Raw genomic sequence first — 18,193 nt, 5'->3', positions numbered from 1 at the left:
TTCTGTGTGAATGGTCGAAATGGGTGGTTGAATGGGCTATTCACCCACAGCAAAGACCTGGGTGTCGCGCGCGTCTGGCAAGTCGGCCAAGCGGTTTAACTGTTCATTGTTGAAGTTATAAGCGGTCACGAGCGGGCTTGTGCGGAAGCCACTGTCGGCATCGAAGGTTGAGCCACCGACGACATAAATCTGTTCACCTAACCGTGCGGCGCTGTTCAGACGGCGCGGCAGGTGCATCTTGGTACGGCTTACTTTGCGTGTGCGGGTATTAAAAATCTCAATCGTTGGCTCGACATGGTAATTGCCTTGCTGAAAACCGTCGCCACCAAAGATATAAATTAACTCGCCGCCATCCCAAACAGCGGACGCATAGCGACGCGGCATTATGCGTACAGGCAGCACAGTCGAAGTTTTGGTGACCGGGTCAATGCGCTCGATGTTACCAATAAAACCACGTTCGTTGGTGCCACCGAACACATAAATCGCTTCGTCATCTGCCACTGCGGTGTGACCGAAGCGGGCGTGTTTAAGCGTGAAAGATTCTGCTTTGGGTGCTGGTGCTTCAGGTGCACTTGCGCAACCCGCGACGACTAAAGTTAGGGCTACAGCGAATAGGCGCTTGAATGAAAGTGCGGCGGCAAACATGGTGCATCCTCGTTGATTTGTATGGCTTTCCATAAGTTGTTTGAGATTACGCACAGGTCTCTCAGTTGTAAATGAAAAGTTGTAAACGAAAAGTTGTAAATCAATGCCGGGTTGTTTACATTTTGCCAATGAATTTAGCTTTGTTCGACTTTGACGGCACCATTACTCATTCCGACACCTTCACAGCTTTCGTTAAAGGTGCCGTTTCTGCACGTCGGCAAAGTTGGGGGCGTTTTGTATTAGCTCCATCGGTCATGGGTTACCGAATGGGCCTAGTAAAGGCCACAACGATTCGCCAGCGCCTCATTAAGTTTGCTTTCAAAAACGTAACGAGCGCGAGGCTTGAGGCGCTTGGACGAGACCATGCTGAGAACTACCTTCCGACAGTGTTGCGCGCTGAAGCGGCCGAGCGCATTCAGTGGCACAAGCAGCGCGGCGACCGAATTGTTGTCGTTTCGGCGTCCCTCGAGGTGTATTTGAAACCTTGGTGCGAAGCCGTGGGCGTTGAGCTCATTGGCGTTCAACTGGAGACTGTCGACGGGCGCCTAACTGGTAATTATGTCGACGGTGATTGCACAGGTTTAGCGAAAGCTGAGCGCGTGAAAAGCTATCTCGACCTCAATGACTACGGCACAGTTTTCGCCTACGGCGACACCGCTGAAGACCACGCGTTACTTGACTTGGCGGACCGAAAGTTTTATCGCGGACGCGAACTGACTAAGCTGCGGGCTTAATCTCAAAGCGCATGCCAAGCGCTTTCGCTACTTTAAGTACCGTACTGAATTTAGGGTTGCCATTTTTTGAAAGCGCTTTATAAAGGCTTTCACGACCAAGCCCAGTTTTTTGTGACAATTCAGACATGCCTTGTGCGCGTGCTATATCACCAAGCGCACTTGCGATAAATGCGGCATCGCCGTCGCTTTCTTCAATAGCTGCTTCGAGGTAAGCCGCCATTTCTTCGCGTGTACGCAGATGGTCAGCTACATCATAGTCATAAGTTTTAGTTGTCATTTGAAGACTCCAAGCCTTTTACTAAATTGTAGGCTCGCTTGATATCATCTTGTTGGCTGTTTTTATCGCCGCCGCAAAGCAGGACAATCAGAAGGTTATCGCGCTCCGTGTAATAGACTCTATAACCTGGTCCAACGTTAACTTTTAACTCTGACACCCCGTGTTTCAAATTTCTATGTGTGCCGGGATTGCCCATAGCTAGACGCTGAATTCGGGTTTGCACCCGAGCTCTTCCACTTAAGTCCTTTAAGCGATCCAGCCACTGCGTGAACTGGATGGTCGTCTGAATCCTTTTCATGCCTCAAGTGTATCCCAAAAGATACATTTTGCAAGTTTAGTTTTAATACGCAATTTACTTTTCAGGTTGCTGAAAAAGATAACCGACAATCCCACCGTAGATGTCTACGAGTGCGTGCAGGGCAATGACCACCCAAAGCGATTCCGTGAGAATAAAAATGACACCGAGGACCAAGCCGATGATGCCGGTGCGCAGGACGTTCATCCAGCCCTGATAGACATGGCACAAACCAAATAAAAGGCTGCTCAGAATTAAGCTGACAACAACACCTAGACTGTCGCCTAAGGCGCCGATGATAAAGCCTCGGAATAGAAGCTCCTCGCAAACGCCGGCGGACACCGATAAACCTAGGGTGAACCAGCGTAGTTCGCTTTTGTTGACCGGCATCATCCAATCATGATTTTGCGAAACGTCACGAAACTTTTGGCGCGCCGAAGCATTGTGCATCAGCGTATAAGCGGAGTAGGCGAAGTAACCCGCAATAGCGACAACGAATACCGTACCTATCCAGTTGCCAAGGTTACCCAGCCACAGCAAGCTAAAATCGCTAGGCGCAAATGCGCCATAAGCCATGAGAGCGAGCAACACTAGGGTCGGCAACCACATGAAGAGCATGGCGTCTTGGTAAGCGCGGATCTTGGTTTTCCTCCCCGCAAGAATGGCGATTTTGACTTTATCGGCTTCCCACAAGCTATACACTGGCATTAAAACAATGATAAACAGCATGAGCCATTCGGTAGGTTGAATCGTCATTGGTATTCCGTCTTCTGTACTTTTGCGAATACGTAAAGATTAATGACTTGTGGTGTGTAAATAAATGTATTAATAGTATAGAAAAACTAAATTAAAGGTTTGCAAGTGATTCATCCCCGAGATCTAAGGGCATTTTGTAAGGTTGCCGAGACCGGCAATATGTCGCGCGTTGCTGAAGCTGAGTCGAAGACGGTGATGGCGATCAGCAAGCAAATTCAGCGCCTTGAAACAGAACTCAACCAAGCGTTATTCATTCGCACACGACGCCAATTAGTACTCACCGAATTTGGCGCGAAGTTTAAGAAGAAATCCGAAGCTTTTTTGGAACATTACCAAGAACTTGTGCAGTTTGGCGAAACGAACGAAACCACGGTTACCGGTGAACTGCGCGTGGTTTGTCAGTCCAATGACATCGTCGATGAAACGCTCGTGCCGTGGCTTGCAGAGTTTACTGAGCATTATCCTGAGTTGGGCATCTCGATTGACGTCAAAGAATCGATTATTGACGTTCTTGACGACGATTTTGACGTATTTTGGGCTGTCGGACCTTACCTTGGCCAACGGTTTCCGGGCTTAAAGCGCAAAACGCTGTGGTCATCGGCCTATGGCATATTTGCCTCGCCCGAGTATTTGGCTGCAAAGGGCACGCCCAAAACACTTGCAGATCTCGAACTCCATAAGGTTATAGGCTACTTGCACAACCAACCCAGTAATGTGCTGGTTGCCAAGGGTGACGACAGCCAAGCACACTACGTGACGCCAGAGTGCCAAATTAAAACCGTGGCAGGGCACGTTGAACTCGCAGTGGCAGGCCTTGGACTGACTAACGCGCCGGCAAATACCACCGCTATCCAAGACTTAATCAAGCAAGGCAAGCTGTGCCCAGTTCTCCAAGAGCATTGGTGGGAGGGCGCGGAGGTCTACGCTTACTACCACCCCTCACGCCCGGTGCAGGCAAAGGTGCGGGCCTTTCTTGATTTCTTTGTCGCCAAACGCGAGGAGTGGGCGCTCTAGCTGTTTCTAGGTAGTGATTTCGTAGTGGGCTTTGCCACCTTTAGTTGACGTGAAGCTGCCGCTTCTGCAATCTGCAAGTAGACCAGCTCGCTGTGAGCACCCATCTATCATCGCAGATGATGACGAATAAAAATTCTAAGGAAAAATAATGAAGTCTCGTTGCTTGTTATTCGTTCTGTTGTTTCCTGTGGTCGCTTTCGCGAATCCCGACTTTGTGAAAGTTAAGGGCTATGATCTTGAATACGAGATTGCCGGAAGTGGCAGTGAAATTATTCTTTTAGAGGCTGGCGGGGGCGCTGGCATGTCTGATTGGGACCCGGTTTTTCAACGCCTCTCAGAGCACGCAAAAGTCATTCGTTATTCTCGCGTGGGAAACGGTAACTCTACTGCGATTCAGCAGCATTTCACGTCGCGAGATTACGCTGACCAAGCGAGTACTTTGCTCATTGAATTAGGCATTCAACAACCCGTTATCTTGATCGCTCACTCCTACGGCGGAAGCGTTGCGCGAGATTTTGCAGCAGGTTATCCCGAACAACTAAAAGCGCTGTTGATGTTAGATCCCTCGTCCGAGCATGACGTTGATATTTTGCGCGCAATAGACTTAGAAAAGGGCAACGAAGAAATTGCGCAAATCAAACTCGATGACATGAAAAACGGCATGTCTAACCAATACCTAGACTTTTGGAGTAAGCGGCCGTTACCCGATTACCCACAAATTAAAGATATACCTGTAACCGTCATCACTTCGATAAAGAAAATGGAGAACCCGCCGAACTTGTTCTTCACCGACCGAGGACGAAAAATGTGGGGCGAACTTTGGCAAGAGTGGACAGCCGCGTTCCCGCAAGGCAGATCGGTTTTAACTGAGAACAGCGGTCACTTCGTGCAATTTGATGAGCCTGAACTTGTGGTTAGCGAGCTTTTGTTGTTGATGGAGAAGCTGGGGAATTAAGGGTGTTGAAGTCTGCTAAGAGCGAAGAGCGGAAATAAAAAAACCTGCCTAATGCATTGCATATTATCGCACCAAAAGGTCAGCCAACACTCTCTTGACATTTTCTAAGTTCCAACTCAAAATAACCTATCAAAATGATAGGTGGCTCATGGACGAGAACACTCCAAAGGGAATAGTTGAATTCCCTTTAACTGAGATGACGGCGCGTTACATCGTTAATGATCTTGCGGAGAATTTTACTTCTCGAATACGCTGGAGTCGGCATGTGAAACAACGAATGCTTGAGCGGGGAGTTACCTCGCGCCAAATTCTCACACTGTTAAAAAGTAAGCATTCAGTGTTTAGAGAGGGACCTTACCAAGAGCTGAATGGCGATTGGAAATTTAACCTTAAAGGACTTGCCGCGGGAAAAATAATCGAGTTGGCGGTAGTACTAAAAAATCACCAAGACTCGCCGAGTTCGGTGCTTGTTACAGTTTGGGTAGATTAGGAGATGACCATGTACCAATACATTGAAAGCGGTTTGCCTAATGTGTACCTGAAAAATGGCTATTCGATAGATGTGATAGATGATGAAGAATATACCAGTATCGATGATCTGGAGGGACTCCATCGCGTTCTGGCTAAAACAATAGCGAGTAAAGCAATGCCGCTAACCAACTTCGAATTTAAATTTTTACGAATTGAACTAAACCTTTCACAACGTATTTTGGGCAAACGGTTTGGTGTTTCTGAGCAAACAATTGCTCGTTATGAGAAAGGCCAGTCAGATATTCCACGTACGACAGATGCTGCACTACGGTCTTTATACATGGAAAGTATCAAGCAAAATAATTCGGTCAGTTATTTCTTAGATTTACTTGCCAACCACGAGGCCGAGCAGGCAGCACAAGAAATTTTACTTGAGGAAATTGATCGGCAGTGGGAACTCGCTGGTTAGCATTAATTCAAGAATTAATTGCGCTAGGGCTAACGCCCGCACTTGGCACAAAGCGGAAGCACGGTTTGATACCCCCACAGCAAAAACGGAGCATGCGACCAAATATGACGATAAACCTAAAACAAGTAGATGGCGTCCCCATTCAAGCCAAGCACAAAGCCACGTGTCACTGCGGCGCGGTAGAGATTGAGCTGAGCTTACCCGACGGTCTTGTCGACGTGCGGCGTTGCGATTGCTCGATGTGCCGTCGAAGAGGCGCCATAGCTGCGTCAGTGCCACTTTCAGGTATCAACATAGTTAAAGGCGCGGAATTGCTGACGTTGTATCAATTCAACACTCGGACCGCAAAGCATTACTTTTGCTCTAAATGCGGCATTTACACGCATCATCAGCGTCGCTCCAATCCGAGCCAATATGGCTTTAATGTGGCCTGTTTGGAAGGCATTAATCCGTTAAAAATTGACGGTGTTCCGACCTATGATGGCGTGAATCACCCTGCGGACCGCAGTTAGCGAACAGACGCTTTTCTTTCGAAATCCGAGAATGCCTCCTAGACTTGCAAGTACGACTCGAGACGATGAAACGAGTTTAAATCCGCCGCCCATTGACGGGAGACGAAACGATGCAGCACGTCTCAGGAATGCGTTTTGCGCTGACTGGTGCCATGCTAATTGCGATAAGCTTTGGCTTGGCGCGGTTTACCTTTGGTTTGTTTGTACCGCAAATTCGAGCTGATCTTGAACTGAGTGCGAACACAATTGGTACCATCGCGGCGCTTCCCCTAATCAGCTTTGTCCTTGTCAGTTTAGTTGCGCCTCTCGTTACTAAATATTTTGGTGCGCGTAATACCACCGTTTTATCTGCAGCATTTGCTGTTGTAGGGTTGGCGCTGATGAGCCAAGCCCGAGGGCCAATTCTCCTCGGCGTCGGAATCGTCGCCTGTGGTATCTGCACGGGCTTAATGATGCCGGCGCTCACAGCCGCCATGCAGGCATTGGTCGACCGCTCCATCCACGGACGTGTCAGTTCAGTTATGAACGCCGGGACCAGCATCGGTATCGCGCTCTCGGTTCCTGCTGTGCTATTGCTCGTTGGTGCCTGGCGCTACGCCTATGTATCGTTCACCTTATTTGCCATTATGGGTGTTTTTCTGGCTTGGTATCTGATTCCCTCGGTTTCGCGTTTTAGACCTACAGATGCTGCGCCGCCGCCCAAGATTACGACGAGACAATGTCGGCGCTTGTTAAGTCTGTTTCTGTTTGCCTTTGCCATGGGCTTTATTGCCTCTGCGTACTGGACGTTTGGGCCAGACTTAGCCATCAACTTGGGTTCACTCTCTTCGCAGCAGAGTGGTTGGCTCTGGTTAGCTTTAGGTATTGCCGGACTGGGTGGGGCGATTATTAGTGACTTGGCCGATCGAAATAACCCCGCTATCACGCACGCATTGATGTTGATGATGCTGACAACCAGCTTAACGTTGTTGGCCGCGAGCCCGGGTCAGATTTATCTCGCTGTATTTTCAGCTTTGGTTTTCGGCCTAGCCTACATGAGTTTGACGGGACTCTACTTGATGACCGGCATTCGCTTATTGCCGGGGCGCCTATCAATGGGACCTGTATTAGCCTTCGTGGCTTGCGCCTTAGGTCAAGCCGTAGGCTCGCCCATTATCGGTTTGCTCGTCGGGAAGTTTGGTTATGCGGATAGCTTTTCGATGTTCGCCGCGGCAGGGGTTCTTGTTTCTCTGCTATCACCATTTTATCCTGGGCGCACTGATGACGACACCGCGATACCTGAAGATGAAACCGGCCTGCAAGCTGCGTATGACTATCAGTTACAGAACGATGAGGGCGAGCCCCTGCAGACGAACCAGCCAGAACAAGTCGAGTAGAACGCGAAGCATCACTTCAACAGCGGCCGCAAGTCATCCAATTTATCAAACAGGTGCCAGATGTAGTTGCTGGTGCCGTTCTCGCGATGTGGATGCAAATCGGCAAGGGCAGGGTCGTTGCAGTAGCTGTCGAAGGCGGCTTTGGATTCCCATTCCACCAAAATGAGCACGGTGCGCGGCGTGATGTCGCCCTGTGCCGCTTCTTTGAATTTGCCAAGTGAGATGACTTTGCCGCCGTGGGCGGTGACTTCTTTCACCGAGCGACCCGCGTAAGCAAGGTATTCGTCTTTGTCGGCGATGTCGAAAAGGTTGAGCGCATAGACGGGCATTTCAACGTCCTCTGTGGGTTTGTTGCGGTGAATCCGTTCTCATGAAGCTACACGTAACCCACGCAGTTCACAAGCGCGATGAACCTGATCGGGTTGTCGCCGAGGTTCATCGTTTGGTGAAGAGACTCACTGCAACGACACGGTAAGTGTCTGACTACATGCGTTGCGCGGTGTCTCTGTCACCATTGGCTTTCCAAATAGTGACTTGATCAAGGTTTTCTTCATTAAAGATAACCTTGATAGATTTCTCTTGCGCTAAGAATTCATTGGCAGCGATGGGCGTTAATAAGAAACGCTCATTGTTGATCTGCATGTAAAAGCCGGTCTTTTCTTCACTGAAATTCACGTACTGGCCGTTCCAATCGTACTGCAGCGAGGCTTTGCGGCGATCAATGGTTTCGCCTTTATAAACGTCGAACACTTCAGAGCGGAAGTAATCCCACTGGTAGGTGTCGGCGACGGCGCGTTGCAAGTGATCGAAAAGGTCCTGAGTATTATCACTGTTGGTCATCACGATGAGAGCTTGTTGCTTATCGACCGAACCAAAAACAAACGAGGTGAAGCCAGGGTTATGCCCAGTGTGGCGGAATACGATGTCGTCTTTCCACGCCCATAGAGAGAAAATAAGACGATCGCCTTGTTCGTTAAAGACTTGCTGGGTGAGCTTTTGTGAAAGCAGGGTGGCGTCGCCAGTATGATGGTCATTGAGTAAGGTAATGAGCCAGCGGCCAAGGTCATTTGGCGTGGTCCACAGGCCGCCGAGTGCTTTGAAGGCATACGCAGCATAGGGGTAGGGATTGCCATTGGCGGAATAGCCAGTCGCTTTGCGCTCTGCTAAGTCACCGGTGATAGGCTGAGCGAACGAGCTACTTTGCATGCCCGCGGGTTGCAACACTCGTTCATCTAAGACTTTTTCAAATGGTTGGTCGGTAACATCGGTAATGAGTTCCTCAACTACCAAGTAACCTGGATTCGAATATTTGTAGCCCGAACCAGGTTCATAGATCATCTTGGCGCCACGGTCTTTCGACGGTGCTTCGCCGCGGAGCATCTGCTCGACGGTGGGGCGCTGCACACCTGGCGCATAACGCGAATGGAAATAGCGGTCAAAGCCAGCCGTGTGGCTCAATAAGCGCCGCAAAGTAACTTTTTCGTCTTGCGTATACTCATTTTCAGGCACCTGCCAGCCTTCTAAATAACTATTCACATCGGTATCTATATCCATGACGCCCTGATCAACCAACGCAAGAGCTGCTGTAGCGGAAACAGGCTTACTGACAGACGCTGCGGTAAAAACTGTGTCCGTTGTCACCGGCACCTGCGCTGCAATATCGGCGTAGCCATACGTGCGCGACCACGCAATGCGACCGCTATCAATAAACGTAATACTTACGCCCGGAATGTTATCCCGCGCCATGAAGTCTTGGATGCTGTGCTTTGGCGTTTCGCCTTTTATCGAATAAATTGGGGTAAGTCCCTTTTCGATGGTATCGGCTTTAAGTTGATGCTCATCGCTTGAGCTGTTTACCTGTACTGCGTTCGCTGCGTATACCGGAGCAAGCAAGGGGAGTGCTATGAGTGCGAAACGTAGCTTCATCGTGGTGCCTATTTTCTTGTTAGTTTGAGACTTTGACGCATTTCGGTACGCAAAGGTTTACAACAGGGCTGACTATCAAGCTTAGTTAGCAATCTACTCGATTTGAAACCGTTTTAGTGTCTTACACGTACCACACTCAAACCCCAAAATTGAGTGACCCAGATGTTTGGATTATTTAAGTCGAGTCCGACCAAGAAGATGCGTAAAGAGTTAGAGCAATTACAAAAGAAAGCGATGGAAATGCAGCGCAACGGTGACATCCGCGGCAGTTCGCACATCAGTCAAGAAGCGGACGAGCTGTGGAAGAAGATTCAGGAAATTGAGGCCGCTGAGAAGTAAACAACGGCCTTGAACGACTAACCTCGGTTCCAGCGAGAGAAGGCGAACAGCACCAAGGCGACGATAGCGCCGAGGGTGTCGGCGAGCATGTCTTTTTGCGCGTCCCAGATGTCGCCTTGTGAACCTAAAAATTCAATGCCTGCGTTACCACCTTCAATGACGGCGAATTGCCATTCGATCATCTCGTAGGCTGCAGCGACCGACATAATGAAAAACAGGCCGAAAAACATTGCCGTGACAGGGCGCGCCCATTGTTTGCGTACCAGTAATTCGGCGGCACCGTAGGCATAAAAACCAACACTAAAATGAGCGATGCGGTCGTAGTGATTGCGTTCGAAATCGAAGGTGTTGGTAACCCAGTCAAAGGGCACATTGGCAAAAGTATAATGCGCGCCGATGGTGTGCATAACCAACAATACGCTCATAAGCACATAAGCGGTGTTACTGAAGCGAAAGACCCGATAGGTGGCTAACAAACCGGCAAAAATGGCCATGATGGGGATCATTTCCGCCCACCACACGGTCACATCTGCCGGATTGATGTAGGACCACACCATGGTGGCAACGATAACAATGGCGAGAAAGTGCGGTACACGTGCTTGCCAACCTGAATAATTCGGTGCCGTTGCGTCCATGGGGTGTCCTTATTGTTTTTGTGTAATGAACGTTAGAAATGAAGCTTCAACAACAAATTTAAGTTACGTTCATCGATGCCGTCAATGCCAAATTTATTGTTCCAATGCGCGTACTCAACACCCACATAGAAACGATTGTTGTAACCCAGCATTGGGCCGAGGTTGTACTTCAATTGCGAGGTGAAGTTCATTTCGGCAGCGTGACCGGTGCTGGCCGATGACCAATCCATAAAGCCGTCATAGTAGAATTCGCCACCTAACGGCAAGCCCCAGACTGCGGTAAGCTGGTAATTGCTTTCGTAAAAGTCATTGCTGCGACGGTAACCGTTCAATTGAAAGTAATCGAAGCCTGGTAAACGCAAGTCGGTGCCTAGACCAACTAGGTAATTGTCAAAACCATCGCCGATTTCCCAAGTGGTGGCAAGGTAGACGCCGCTAAAGAAGCTATCATCGCTAAAGTTCATCACGCTGAAACGCGGTGATAATTCGGCGTAGGTTTCGGTGAAACCGTCATCAGAGTCTAAGCGGTCGACAAACAGGAACGAGTCGCCCCAACTATGGCCCGCGGCGTGCTCGAAGGTCAGCACTTGGCGGTCGCTATCGCCGACTTCGTAGTTGCTGCCATTCAAGTAGGTCAGGCTGACGTCTTGCCATAGGATTTCTGCTTGTGCGCTAGGCGCAAAACCAACAACGGCTGCCATCGCGGCAGCAAGGCTTACTGGGTATTTCAACTTAGTCTTCCTTTAATGGTGATTCAATAGATGAAGAAGAAAGCGGCCAGCCACCAAGGTTTTTGTAGCGGTTGACCATCCAACAAAAGAGTTCGGCGGTGCGTTCGGTATCGTACACCGCTGAGTGCGCTTCTTTGCTATCAAAGGCTATGCCAGCAGCTTGGCAGGCCTTGATCAGCACCGTTTGGCCGAGTGTTAACGCAGCGAGGGCCGCGGTATCGAAAGTCACAAACGGGTGAAACGGATTACGCTTTAAATTAGCTCGCTCGGCAGCAGCCATCACAAAGCCATGATCAAAAGTGGCGTTATGGCCAACGAGCACCGAGCGCTGACAACCTGCGTCTTTTTGCGCTTTGCGGATCGGCTTGAAGATTTCTTTTAAGGCTTCTTCTTCGGGCACCGCACCGCGCAGCGGCGAATCAGGGTCAATGCCATTGAAATCAAGCGCGGCTTGTTCAATGTTCGCCCCCTCAAACGGATCAACGTGATAGTGGAAGGTCTGGTCGGGATGCAACCAGCCTTCATCGTCAAACCTTAAGGTTACGGCGGCGATTTCTAATAACGCATCGGTTTTCGCGTTAAAGCCGGCGGTCTCAACGTCGATGACTACCGGCAAATAGCCGCGAAAACGTTGTTTCATTAGACTTGCGTCTGAATCACTCATAAATCGTCGCTTGGTTTGCGGTCGATAAGTTCAATGGCATAACCATCGGGATCACGCACGAAGGCAATCACGGTTTTGCCGCCTTTGACTGGACCAGGCTTGCGATACACGTCAGCGCCTTTGGCCTCGAGTTGCTCGCATAAGCCGTAAATGTCTTCAACGCCAATAGCAATGTGACCGTAAGCGTCACCCATGTCGTATTCACTTTTGCCCCAGTTATAGGTCAGTTCCAGCACGGTATGATCTTTCTCGTCGCCATAGCCGACAAAAGCAAGGGTATACTTGTATTCTTCGTTGTCGGCTTGGCGTAGCAGTTTCATACCGAGGAGTTCGGTATAAAACTTGATCGAGCGCTCCAAATCACCAACGCGTAGCATTGTATGTAACATTCTCATGGTCGTACTCCTTACTCGTCTGAGGTCTTTTCTTTAAATTCGCACAAATCTTCAATAATGCAACTGCCGCAACGCGGTTTGCGGGCAATGCAGGTGTAGCGGCCGTGCAAAATAAACCAATGGTGAGCGTCGACTTTAAATTCCGCTGGAATCACTTTTTCCAGTTTATCTTCAACGGCGCGCACGGTTTTGCCGGGGGCGAACTTGGTGCGGTTCGAGACGCGAAAAATATGCGTGTCGACGGCAATCGTGGGCCAGCCAAAAGCGGTATTGAGCACGACATTAGCGGTCTTGCGACCAACGCCGGGCAGGGCTTCTAGCGCGTCCCGATCTTCAGGCACTTCACCGTTATATTGATTGACCAAGATCTCACAGGTTTTGATGACGTTCTCGGCCTTAGAATTAAATAAACCGATGGTTTTGATGTACTCTTTAACGCCATCAACGCCGAGCTTGAGCATGGCTGCTGGGGTATTGGCTGCTGGAAATAATTTGCGCGTCGCTTTATTCACGCCAACATCGGTTGCCTGTGCTGACAGTAGCACCGCAATTAAAAGCTCAAAGCTCGAGTTGTACTCGAGCTCTGTGGTTGGATTCGGATTATTTTCACGTAGACGCGTTAATATCTCGATGCGTTTTTGTTTGTTCATAACCTTTTCTTATTTTGCTTTCTTACTGAGAGGTAACGCGCGCACGAGTGACTTCTTTTACCGGCTTAGCTTCACGTTGCTCGCGGTAATGGTCGATCCAATTTTTACCGGCGATAATAAAGCCCATGGCGATAAATGCACCTGGTGGCAGAATAGCGAGCAACAGTGGATAGTCCACAGAGAAAATCTCGATGCGGAGCGCTGCAGCCCAATCGCCGAGAAGTAAGTCAGCGCCGTCGAACAGCGTACCGTTACCTATCACTTCGCGTATGCCACCGAGCACAATCAGCACGAGGGTAAAGCCGACGCCCATCATCAGGCCGTCAAAGGCGGCTCTTCGCCAAGGATTCTTCGAAGCAAAGGCTTCGGCGCGGCCAATAATCGCGCAGTTGGTAACGATCAATGGGATAAAAATTCCGAGTGACTGATACAAGCCGTAGACGTAGGCATTCATCAGCAGTTGAATCACGGTAACGAAGGTGGCGATGACCATCACGAAGACGGGGATGCGAATTTCTTTCGGGACCCATTCGCGCACGAGCGATACGGTGATATTCGAGCCCACTAACACTAATAAAGTTGCTAAACCAAGACCTAGGGCGTTAGTCACTGTGGCGGTGACCGCCAAGAGTGGACATAAGCCTAACAGTTGGACGAGGGCGGGATTATTCTCCCACAAGCCATTCCACGAGATTTCTTTGTAACTCATGCAGCACCTCCACAGTTCGTGGGTTGTTGCGCCCATTGTTCTTTGTTGGCTTTAAAGGTTCGCACAGCGCGGGCCACGGCTTGCACTACCGCGCGCGGGGTGATGGTCGCCCCCGTAAACTGGTCGAATACGCCGCCATCACGCTTTACAGCCCAACGTGAGTCATCACTGCCTTTCACCGTCATGTCGTTAAAACTGGTGATCCAGTTACTTTTACGACGTTCGATTTTATCGCCAAGTCCTGGGGTTTCTTGATGTTTAAGCGTACGCACACCGGCCACACTGTCGTCCCAACGAATAGCGACAAGCAGACGAATGGCTCCGGAGTAACCATTCGGTGCCACCACTTCAATCCCCGCCGCAGTCGGCTCGCCGGCCAAGGTGGCAAGGTACATCGGTGTCGGTTCGTTAGCGAGTGCATCGTGCTCAATCAAGCGACATGAGGCATACAAGTCGTTGTCGTGAATCTCGGCTGGCAGCAACTGGTTAAGTACTTGCAGCAACTCGCGTTGTTCCTCACGGGCGATAGGTTCGGCGGTCAAACGCGCGGTTAACATGACCAGTAGCGTTGCGACAATGGCAAAGGCTGCAAGGATCAGACCATTCCGTTGCATGCTTTTAGCAATCATGAGCGACCTCCGTGACCATAGGCAACGGGTTGTGTGTATTTATCGATAACCGGCACTGTCATGTTCGCCAGCAATACCGCAAAGGCCACGGCGTCGGGGTAACCTCCCCAAGTACGAATCGCGAAGACGATAAAACCAATTAGCAAGCCGAAATAAAGTCGGCCGCGATTTGAGGTTGCTGCGGTAACCGGATCGGTGGCAATAAAGAAGGCGCCGAGCATGGTTGCGCCACTTAACAAATGCATTACTGGCGATACACTTTGATCGGGTGCGAACATCCATGCCAACGTCGCAGGAACCATAAGCCCTAACAGCATCCCGCCTGGGATGTGCCAGCTGATAATACGTTGTTTCAGGAGCACCAAGCCACCCAACAAGAAAGCAAGGTTTACCCATTGCCAGCCAAGCCCAGCGAGATCGCCAAAAATCGGCTGTTGCAGCGCCTCGCCCACAGTTAACTGATGATTCAACGCTGTCCGCAGGCTATCGAGCGGCGTCGCCATGGTTAAACCATCGGCCCCCATACGCAGTTGCTCAAGGTTATAACCGGCAGGCGTGAAACCGGTGAAAATCACTGAAGCACTATCAAGAAAGCTTAACTCAAATTGACTAATTTGCTGTGGGAGCGGCCAACTGGTCATTTGCACTGGAAAGCTAATCAGCAGCAAAACATAACCGGCCATCGCTGGGTTGAAGATATTTTGCCCAACGCCGCCGTAAACGTGTTTCACGACAATGACCGCAAATGCCGTACCGATCACAATCAGCCACCACGGCGCAAGGCCAGGAATACTGATGGCTAGCAGAATAGCGGTAACTAGAGCGGTATGATCGCGCCAAGCAAAGCCAATGGGGCGACCACGTAAACTCATGCACGCAGCTTCCGCCACCCACGCGGTAATGATAGCGAGGCCAAGTTGCCAGATCACGCCCCACCCAAAGAAGTAGATTAACGCCAACAGGCCTGGAATCAACGCCATGTAGACCCAACGCATAACTTGCTGTGTAGTTCGGCGTTGATGGCTATGTGGTGAGGCCGCGAGTTTAAAGGTCATGCGTTGTTCTCTCCATCGTTAGCCTCGTTCTTGCCTTCATTCGTGGCTTCATTCGTTGCTTGCTCAGCCGCCGCTTTTTGCTGTGCGGCTTTGCGTGCTTTAGCGCGGGCAATCGCAGCTTGGACTGCATCTTGCGGATTATCGCCGCCAGAGTTCACCTGTTCTGCTTGTGCTTTCTTGCGCGCCTCAGCAGCTTTGCGGTGCCGCTCTAAACGCTCTTCCTTCTCGCGTTCGAGACGTTCTTGGCGTGCTTCGAAACGTTCGCGAGCGATCTCAGCCTTGGCTTTTTCACGCGCCATATTGCGCACTTCTGCTTTCGCTTTACGGTAATAGTGGACCAGCGGGATTTCACTGGGGCACACATAAGCGCAAGCGCCACATTCGATACAATCAAACAGATTTTGCTGTTCAAGACCGTCGTAGTCTTTCGCTTTTGCCAACCACTGCAATTGTTGCGGCAAGAGTTGCGCAGGGCAGACATCCGCGCAGGCGCCGCAGCGAATACACGGCATTTCTTGTTGCGCTGGGGCAAGCTCGCTAACGCTAGGTAGGAGCAAACAGTTGGTGATTTTGACCACCGGAACATCAGTGTCGGGCAGGGTGAAGCCCATCATGGGACCACCCATGATAATTCGCTGTTCTTCACTTTGCCGCTCAAAGCCAGCTTCGCGTAACACTTCGGCAACTGGGGTACCAATGCGCACCCAATAATTACCAGGACGTCTTACCGCTTCGCCAGTTACAGTCACTACTCGTTGCGTTAACGGCTCACCATCGCGAATTGCGCGGCTCACCGCATACGCAGTACCAACGTTTTGCATCAGCAAGCCGATATCAATCGGTAAGCCACGGCTTGGTACTTGGCGTCCTGTCAGCAATTGAATCAGTTGCTTTTCGCCACCTGACGGATATTTGGTCGGAACCACACGCAAACTAAATTGCGGGTAGTCCGCGAGTGCTTCTTTTAGTGCAGCAATGGCTTCGGGTTTGTTGTCTTCAACGGCAACCAAGCCTTTCTTGGCATCCGCTAAGTGCAATAATATTTTGGCGCCGTCTAAAATCGTCTTTGCATGTTCACGCATTAAACGGTCGTCGGCGCTAATGTAGGGTTCGCACTCAACGCCATTAATGATCAAGTAGTCAATCGGCCTTTGCAGGGCGAGCTTTTGTGCGGTCGGAAAGCCTGCGCCGCCTAAACCTGCGATGCCTGCTGCACGAATGCGTTCGAGCAAATCAGCGCGCGCTACCTGCTCGTAATCAGTTAATCCGGTGTGCGCTATTGCTTCATCGTGGCCGTCGGCAGCAATACGAATGACGATGTCGGCCATTCCTGAAGGATGCGCAATACGCCCAGGACCAATCGCGGTAACCGTTCCCGAGGTGGGGGCATGCACGGGTAAGCCCATGCTCACGCCACTCTTGGTTAATGGCTGGCCACGTAATACACGATCTCCGACCGCTACTGAGATTTCACCGGCAGCGCCAGAGTGCTGCTTGATCGGCACTATGTAGTTGTCGGCGATGGGCATTTCAGCGATCGGCGCTTGATTGGATAGTTCTTTGCGCTCGGGTGGGTGAATACCACCAGGAAACGACCAAATTTGGCCTGCTTCAATCGCTTTAATGTTTGCGCTTGAGGACATTACTGCTTCGCCTCCACAATTTGCACTGGGATTTGTTCTAAATCCCACTGCCAGTTTTCTGGTCGCGTCGGAACCGGCACCATATCAATACAGTCAACGGGGCAGGGCTCAACACACAAGTCACAGCCCGTGCACTCGTGTGCGATGACGGTGTGCATTTGCTTGGCAGCACCAAGGATTGCGTCGACGGGGCAAGCCTGAATACATTTGGTGCAGCCAATACATTCGTCTTCGCGAATAACCGCAACTTTTTTGACGTCTTCTTCACCGTGCGCGGCGTCTAACGGTTTTGCTTCCACGCCAAGCAAGTCAGCAAGCGCTTTAATGGTGGCTTCACCACCTGGTGGACATTTATTAATTTCGTCACCATTAGCAATAGCTTCGGCATAGGGGCGACAGCCAGGGTAACCGCATTGGCCGCATTGGGTTTGTGGCAGAATGGCATCGATTTGGTCGACGATCGGATCGCTCTCGACTTTAAAACGCACCGCGGCAAAGCCCAGCACGAGGCCGAATACCAGCGCTAAAATACCAATAGCAATAAGGGCAGAAACTAAACTCATGAGAGCGTCACCAAGCCGCTAAAGCCCATAAATGCGAGTGACATAAGGCCTGCGGTGATCATGCCTACGGCTGCTCCTTTGAATGGCAAAGGCACATCGGCTGCAGCCAAACGCTCACGCAGTGCTGAGAATAAAATCAGCACCAGTGAAAAACCAAGGGCGGCACCGAGACCGTAGATAATGGATTCGATAAAGTTATGGTTCTCATTAATATTCAATAACGCTACGCCCAACACGGCACAGTTTGTGGTGATCAGCGGGAGGAAAATACCAAGCAGGCGATACAAGGTCGGGCTGGTTTTATGCACCACCATTTCGGTGAACTGCACGACCACGGCAATAACAAGAATAAAGCTTAAGGTCTGTAACGCCATCAGATCGAGCGGTAACAGTAAATAATGATTGACCAAATACGAGCAAACCGAGGCAAGAGTCAGCACAAAGGTCGTCGCCGCAGACATACCCACAGCGGTTTCAAGCTTATTGGATACCCCCATAAATGGGCATAAACCAAGAAACTTTACCAACACGAAATTGTTCACTAGTACCGTTGCCACAAGCAACAGCAAGTATTCACCCATGTCTCTCGTCCAAATTTGCGCAAATAACTTGCGTATTATCGAATGTTTGAAGCTTTGAAACAACCGACAGACTGTAGTGTTATTCGACTTTTGCGGAATTTTTCGGCAATTGTCATCGAATTTTCACAAGACTGTCGCATAAACGCCATGTTTGCCGCGTACTTTAGCT

General features: G+C 50.2%; 25 protein-coding genes. 8 read left to right on the top strand and 17 right to left on the bottom strand.

The annotated features are described in order from the left end of the window. Window positions 1-36: 36 nt before the first annotated feature. Window positions 37-645, bottom strand: a complete 609-nt coding sequence (locus CWI70_RS03930) for a Kelch repeat-containing protein (RefSeq protein WP_157980859.1) — start codon at window positions 643-645, stop codon at window positions 37-39. A 128-nt stretch (window positions 646-773) separates the two neighbouring features. Between CWI70_RS03930 and CWI70_RS03925 the strand changes: the two genes are divergently transcribed. Further along, complete coding sequence (locus CWI70_RS03925; protein WP_126770740.1) at window positions 774-1,379, top strand: HAD family hydrolase; 606 nt, start codon at window positions 774-776, stop codon at window positions 1,377-1,379. Here CWI70_RS03925 and CWI70_RS03920 read toward each other — a convergent pair. The 3 genes from CWI70_RS03920 to CWI70_RS03910 are packed head-to-tail and all read right to left on the bottom strand — an operon-like array spanning window position 1,363 to window position 2,707. Then, entirely contained in the window at window positions 1,363-1,656 is a 294-nt protein-coding gene (locus tag CWI70_RS03920; protein WP_126770738.1) for an addiction module antidote protein, read from the bottom strand. The two genes, CWI70_RS03925 and CWI70_RS03920, sit on opposite strands and share 17 nt — an antisense overlap. Beyond that, the gene (locus CWI70_RS03915) at window positions 1,646-1,954 is read right to left on the bottom strand and encodes a type II toxin-antitoxin system RelE/ParE family toxin (RefSeq protein ID WP_126770736.1); all 309 of its coding nucleotides are present in this window, start codon (window positions 1,952-1,954) and stop codon (window positions 1,646-1,648) included. The genes CWI70_RS03920 and CWI70_RS03915 overlap by 11 nt, the downstream gene beginning before the upstream one ends. A 54-nt stretch (window positions 1,955-2,008) precedes the next feature. After that, a complete protein-coding gene (locus tag CWI70_RS03910) occupies window positions 2,009-2,707 on the bottom strand; it encodes a CPBP family intramembrane glutamic endopeptidase (protein ID WP_126770734.1) in 699 nt (232 codons plus the stop codon). 105 nt (window positions 2,708-2,812) lie between these two features. Here CWI70_RS03910 and CWI70_RS03905 point away from each other — a divergent pair, with 105 nt between their 5' ends. From CWI70_RS03905 to CWI70_RS03880, 6 genes are all read left to right on the top strand, one after another. Further along, entirely contained in the window at window positions 2,813-3,721 is a 909-nt protein-coding gene (locus tag CWI70_RS03905; protein ID WP_126770732.1) for a LysR family transcriptional regulator, read from the top strand. 148 nt (window positions 3,722-3,869) lie between these two features. Continuing rightward, window positions 3,870-4,676, top strand: a complete 807-nt coding sequence (locus tag CWI70_RS03900; protein ID WP_126770730.1) for an alpha/beta fold hydrolase — start codon at window positions 3,870-3,872, stop codon at window positions 4,674-4,676. Between the two features lie 148 nt (window positions 4,677-4,824). Then, window positions 4,825-5,166 (top strand): DUF4258 domain-containing protein, encoded by a 342-nt coding sequence (locus CWI70_RS03895; protein ID WP_126770729.1) that lies wholly within the window; start codon window positions 4,825-4,827, stop codon window positions 5,164-5,166. Between the two features lie 9 nt (window positions 5,167-5,175). After that, window positions 5,176-5,616 carry a helix-turn-helix domain-containing protein gene (locus CWI70_RS03890; protein WP_126770727.1) on the top strand — a complete coding sequence of 147 codons (441 nt, stop codon included), beginning with the start codon at window positions 5,176-5,178 and terminating at the stop codon, window positions 5,614-5,616. Between the two features lie 104 nt (window positions 5,617-5,720). Beyond that, window positions 5,721-6,128, top strand: a complete 408-nt coding sequence (locus tag CWI70_RS03885) for a GFA family protein (protein WP_126770725.1) — start codon at window positions 5,721-5,723, stop codon at window positions 6,126-6,128. A 110-nt stretch (window positions 6,129-6,238) separates the two neighbouring features. Beyond that, a complete protein-coding gene (locus CWI70_RS03880; protein ID WP_126770723.1) occupies window positions 6,239-7,504 on the top strand; it encodes an MFS transporter in 1,266 nt (421 codons plus the stop codon). 11 nt (window positions 7,505-7,515) lie between these two features. Here CWI70_RS03880 and CWI70_RS03875 read toward each other — a convergent pair whose 3' ends face one another. Together CWI70_RS03875 and CWI70_RS03870 are read right to left on the bottom strand one after the other, a co-directional pair. Next, window positions 7,516-7,833 (bottom strand): DUF1330 domain-containing protein, encoded by a 318-nt coding sequence (locus CWI70_RS03875; protein ID WP_126770721.1) that lies wholly within the window; start codon window positions 7,831-7,833, stop codon window positions 7,516-7,518. Window positions 7,834-7,987: 154 nt separating this feature from the next. Then, on the bottom strand, window positions 7,988-9,430 hold the full coding sequence (locus tag CWI70_RS03870; RefSeq protein ID WP_126770720.1) for a serine hydrolase domain-containing protein: 1,443 nt from the start codon (window positions 9,428-9,430) through the stop codon (window positions 7,988-7,990). 162 nt (window positions 9,431-9,592) lie between these two features. On the opposite strand from CWI70_RS03870, the gene CWI70_RS03865 reads away from it, so the two are divergent. Continuing rightward, entirely contained in the window at window positions 9,593-9,769 is a 177-nt protein-coding gene (locus tag CWI70_RS03865) for a DUF6435 family protein (RefSeq protein ID WP_126770719.1), read from the top strand. A 17-nt stretch (window positions 9,770-9,786) separates the two neighbouring features. Here the strand turns inward: CWI70_RS03865 and CWI70_RS03860 are convergent, their stop codons facing one another. The 11 genes from CWI70_RS03860 to rsxA are packed head-to-tail and all read right to left on the bottom strand — an operon-like array spanning window position 9,787 to window position 18,024. Continuing rightward, window positions 9,787-10,404 (bottom strand): DUF2238 domain-containing protein, encoded by a 618-nt coding sequence (locus CWI70_RS03860; RefSeq protein WP_126770718.1) that lies wholly within the window; start codon window positions 10,402-10,404, stop codon window positions 9,787-9,789. 32 nt (window positions 10,405-10,436) lie between these two features. Further along, complete coding sequence (locus CWI70_RS03855) at window positions 10,437-11,135, bottom strand: ion channel protein Tsx (RefSeq protein ID WP_241967816.1); 699 nt, start codon at window positions 11,133-11,135, stop codon at window positions 10,437-10,439. A 1-nt stretch (window position 11,136) separates the two neighbouring features. Further along, window positions 11,137-11,799: a ribonuclease T gene (gene rnt, locus CWI70_RS03850; protein ID WP_126770717.1), complete on the bottom strand. Its 663-nt coding sequence runs from the start codon at window positions 11,797-11,799 to the stop codon at window positions 11,137-11,139. Then, window positions 11,796-12,194: a lactoylglutathione lyase gene (gene gloA, locus CWI70_RS03845; RefSeq protein WP_126770716.1), complete on the bottom strand. Its 399-nt coding sequence runs from the start codon at window positions 12,192-12,194 to the stop codon at window positions 11,796-11,798. The genes rnt and gloA overlap by 4 nt, the downstream gene beginning before the upstream one ends. 11 nt (window positions 12,195-12,205) lie before the next feature. After that, complete coding sequence (gene nth / locus CWI70_RS03840) at window positions 12,206-12,844, bottom strand: endonuclease III (RefSeq protein WP_126770714.1); 639 nt, start codon at window positions 12,842-12,844, stop codon at window positions 12,206-12,208. A 22-nt stretch (window positions 12,845-12,866) separates the two neighbouring features. Further along, complete coding sequence (locus CWI70_RS03835; protein WP_126770713.1) at window positions 12,867-13,553, bottom strand: electron transport complex subunit E; 687 nt, start codon at window positions 13,551-13,553, stop codon at window positions 12,867-12,869. Continuing rightward, window positions 13,550-14,179 carry an electron transport complex subunit RsxG gene (gene rsxG, locus CWI70_RS03830; RefSeq protein WP_405035614.1) on the bottom strand — a complete coding sequence of 210 codons (630 nt, stop codon included), beginning with the start codon at window positions 14,177-14,179 and terminating at the stop codon, window positions 13,550-13,552. Before rsxG ends, CWI70_RS03835 begins: the two co-directional genes overlap by 4 nt. Further along, a complete protein-coding gene (gene rsxD / locus CWI70_RS03825; protein WP_126770709.1) occupies window positions 14,179-15,237 on the bottom strand; it encodes an electron transport complex subunit RsxD in 1,059 nt (352 codons plus the stop codon). Before rsxD ends, rsxG begins: the two co-directional genes overlap by 1 nt. Further along, window positions 15,234-16,880, bottom strand: coding sequence for an electron transport complex subunit RsxC (gene rsxC / locus CWI70_RS03820; RefSeq protein ID WP_126770708.1), 1,647 nt, complete (start codon window positions 16,878-16,880; stop codon window positions 15,234-15,236). The genes rsxD and rsxC overlap by 4 nt, the downstream gene beginning before the upstream one ends. After that, window positions 16,880-17,443 carry an electron transport complex subunit RsxB gene (gene rsxB, locus CWI70_RS03815; RefSeq protein ID WP_126770706.1) on the bottom strand — a complete coding sequence of 188 codons (564 nt, stop codon included), beginning with the start codon at window positions 17,441-17,443 and terminating at the stop codon, window positions 16,880-16,882. Before rsxB ends, rsxC begins: the two co-directional genes overlap by 1 nt. Next, window positions 17,440-18,024, bottom strand: a complete 585-nt coding sequence (gene rsxA / locus CWI70_RS03810) for an electron transport complex subunit RsxA (RefSeq protein ID WP_126770704.1) — start codon at window positions 18,022-18,024, stop codon at window positions 17,440-17,442. Before rsxA ends, rsxB begins: the two co-directional genes overlap by 4 nt. Between the last annotated feature and the right edge of the window lie 169 nt (window positions 18,025-18,193).

It is taken from the genome of Pseudidiomarina homiensis (assembly GCF_003987225.1).
Taxonomy (GTDB): domain Bacteria; phylum Pseudomonadota; class Gammaproteobacteria; order Enterobacterales; family Alteromonadaceae; genus Pseudidiomarina; species Pseudidiomarina homiensis.
Note: the sequence above shows the minus strand (reverse complement) of the source record. Positions and strands in the feature narration are given on the sequence as shown.

Coding starts and splice junctions, on each gene's coding strand:
- CWI70_RS03930 (WP_157980859.1), bottom strand. CDS start 645: ATGTTTGCCGCCGCACTTTCATTCAAGCGCCTATTCGCTGTAGCCCTA.
- CWI70_RS03925 (WP_126770740.1), top strand. CDS start 774: ATGAATTTAGCTTTGTTCGACTTTGACGGCACCATTACTCATTCCGAC.
- CWI70_RS03920 (WP_126770738.1), bottom strand. CDS start 1,656: ATGACAACTAAAACTTATGACTATGATGTAGCTGACCATCTGCGTACA.
- CWI70_RS03915 (WP_126770736.1), bottom strand. CDS start 1,954: ATGAAAAGGATTCAGACGACCATCCAGTTCACGCAGTGGCTGGATCGC.
- CWI70_RS03910 (WP_126770734.1), bottom strand. CDS start 2,707: ATGACGATTCAACCTACCGAATGGCTCATGCTGTTTATCATTGTTTTA.
- CWI70_RS03900 (WP_126770730.1), top strand. CDS start 3,870: ATGAAGTCTCGTTGCTTGTTATTCGTTCTGTTGTTTCCTGTGGTCGCT.
- CWI70_RS03895 (WP_126770729.1), top strand. CDS start 4,825: ATGGACGAGAACACTCCAAAGGGAATAGTTGAATTCCCTTTAACTGAG.
- CWI70_RS03890 (WP_126770727.1), top strand. CDS start 5,176: ATGTACCAATACATTGAAAGCGGTTTGCCTAATGTGTACCTGAAAAAT.
- CWI70_RS03885 (WP_126770725.1), top strand. CDS start 5,721: ATGACGATAAACCTAAAACAAGTAGATGGCGTCCCCATTCAAGCCAAG.
- CWI70_RS03880 (WP_126770723.1), top strand. CDS start 6,239: ATGCAGCACGTCTCAGGAATGCGTTTTGCGCTGACTGGTGCCATGCTA.
- CWI70_RS03875 (WP_126770721.1), bottom strand. CDS start 7,833: ATGCCCGTCTATGCGCTCAACCTTTTCGACATCGCCGACAAAGACGAA.
- CWI70_RS03870 (WP_126770720.1), bottom strand. CDS start 9,430: ATGAAGCTACGTTTCGCACTCATAGCACTCCCCTTGCTTGCTCCGGTA.
- CWI70_RS03865 (WP_126770719.1), top strand. CDS start 9,593: ATGTTTGGATTATTTAAGTCGAGTCCGACCAAGAAGATGCGTAAAGAG.
- CWI70_RS03860 (WP_126770718.1), bottom strand. CDS start 10,404: ATGGACGCAACGGCACCGAATTATTCAGGTTGGCAAGCACGTGTACCG.
- rnt (WP_126770717.1), bottom strand. CDS start 11,799: ATGAGTGATTCAGACGCAAGTCTAATGAAACAACGTTTTCGCGGCTAT.
- gloA (WP_126770716.1), bottom strand. CDS start 12,194: ATGAGAATGTTACATACAATGCTACGCGTTGGTGATTTGGAGCGCTCG.
- nth (WP_126770714.1), bottom strand. CDS start 12,844: ATGAACAAACAAAAACGCATCGAGATATTAACGCGTCTACGTGAAAAT.
- CWI70_RS03835 (WP_126770713.1), bottom strand. CDS start 13,553: ATGAGTTACAAAGAAATCTCGTGGAATGGCTTGTGGGAGAATAATCCC.
- rsxD (WP_126770709.1), bottom strand. CDS start 15,237: ATGACCTTTAAACTCGCGGCCTCACCACATAGCCATCAACGCCGAACT.
- rsxC (WP_126770708.1), bottom strand. CDS start 16,880: ATGTCCTCAAGCGCAAACATTAAAGCGATTGAAGCAGGCCAAATTTGG.
- rsxB (WP_126770706.1), bottom strand. CDS start 17,443: ATGAGTTTAGTTTCTGCCCTTATTGCTATTGGTATTTTAGCGCTGGTA.
- rsxA (WP_126770704.1), bottom strand. CDS start 18,024: ATGGGTGAATACTTGCTGTTGCTTGTGGCAACGGTACTAGTGAACAAT.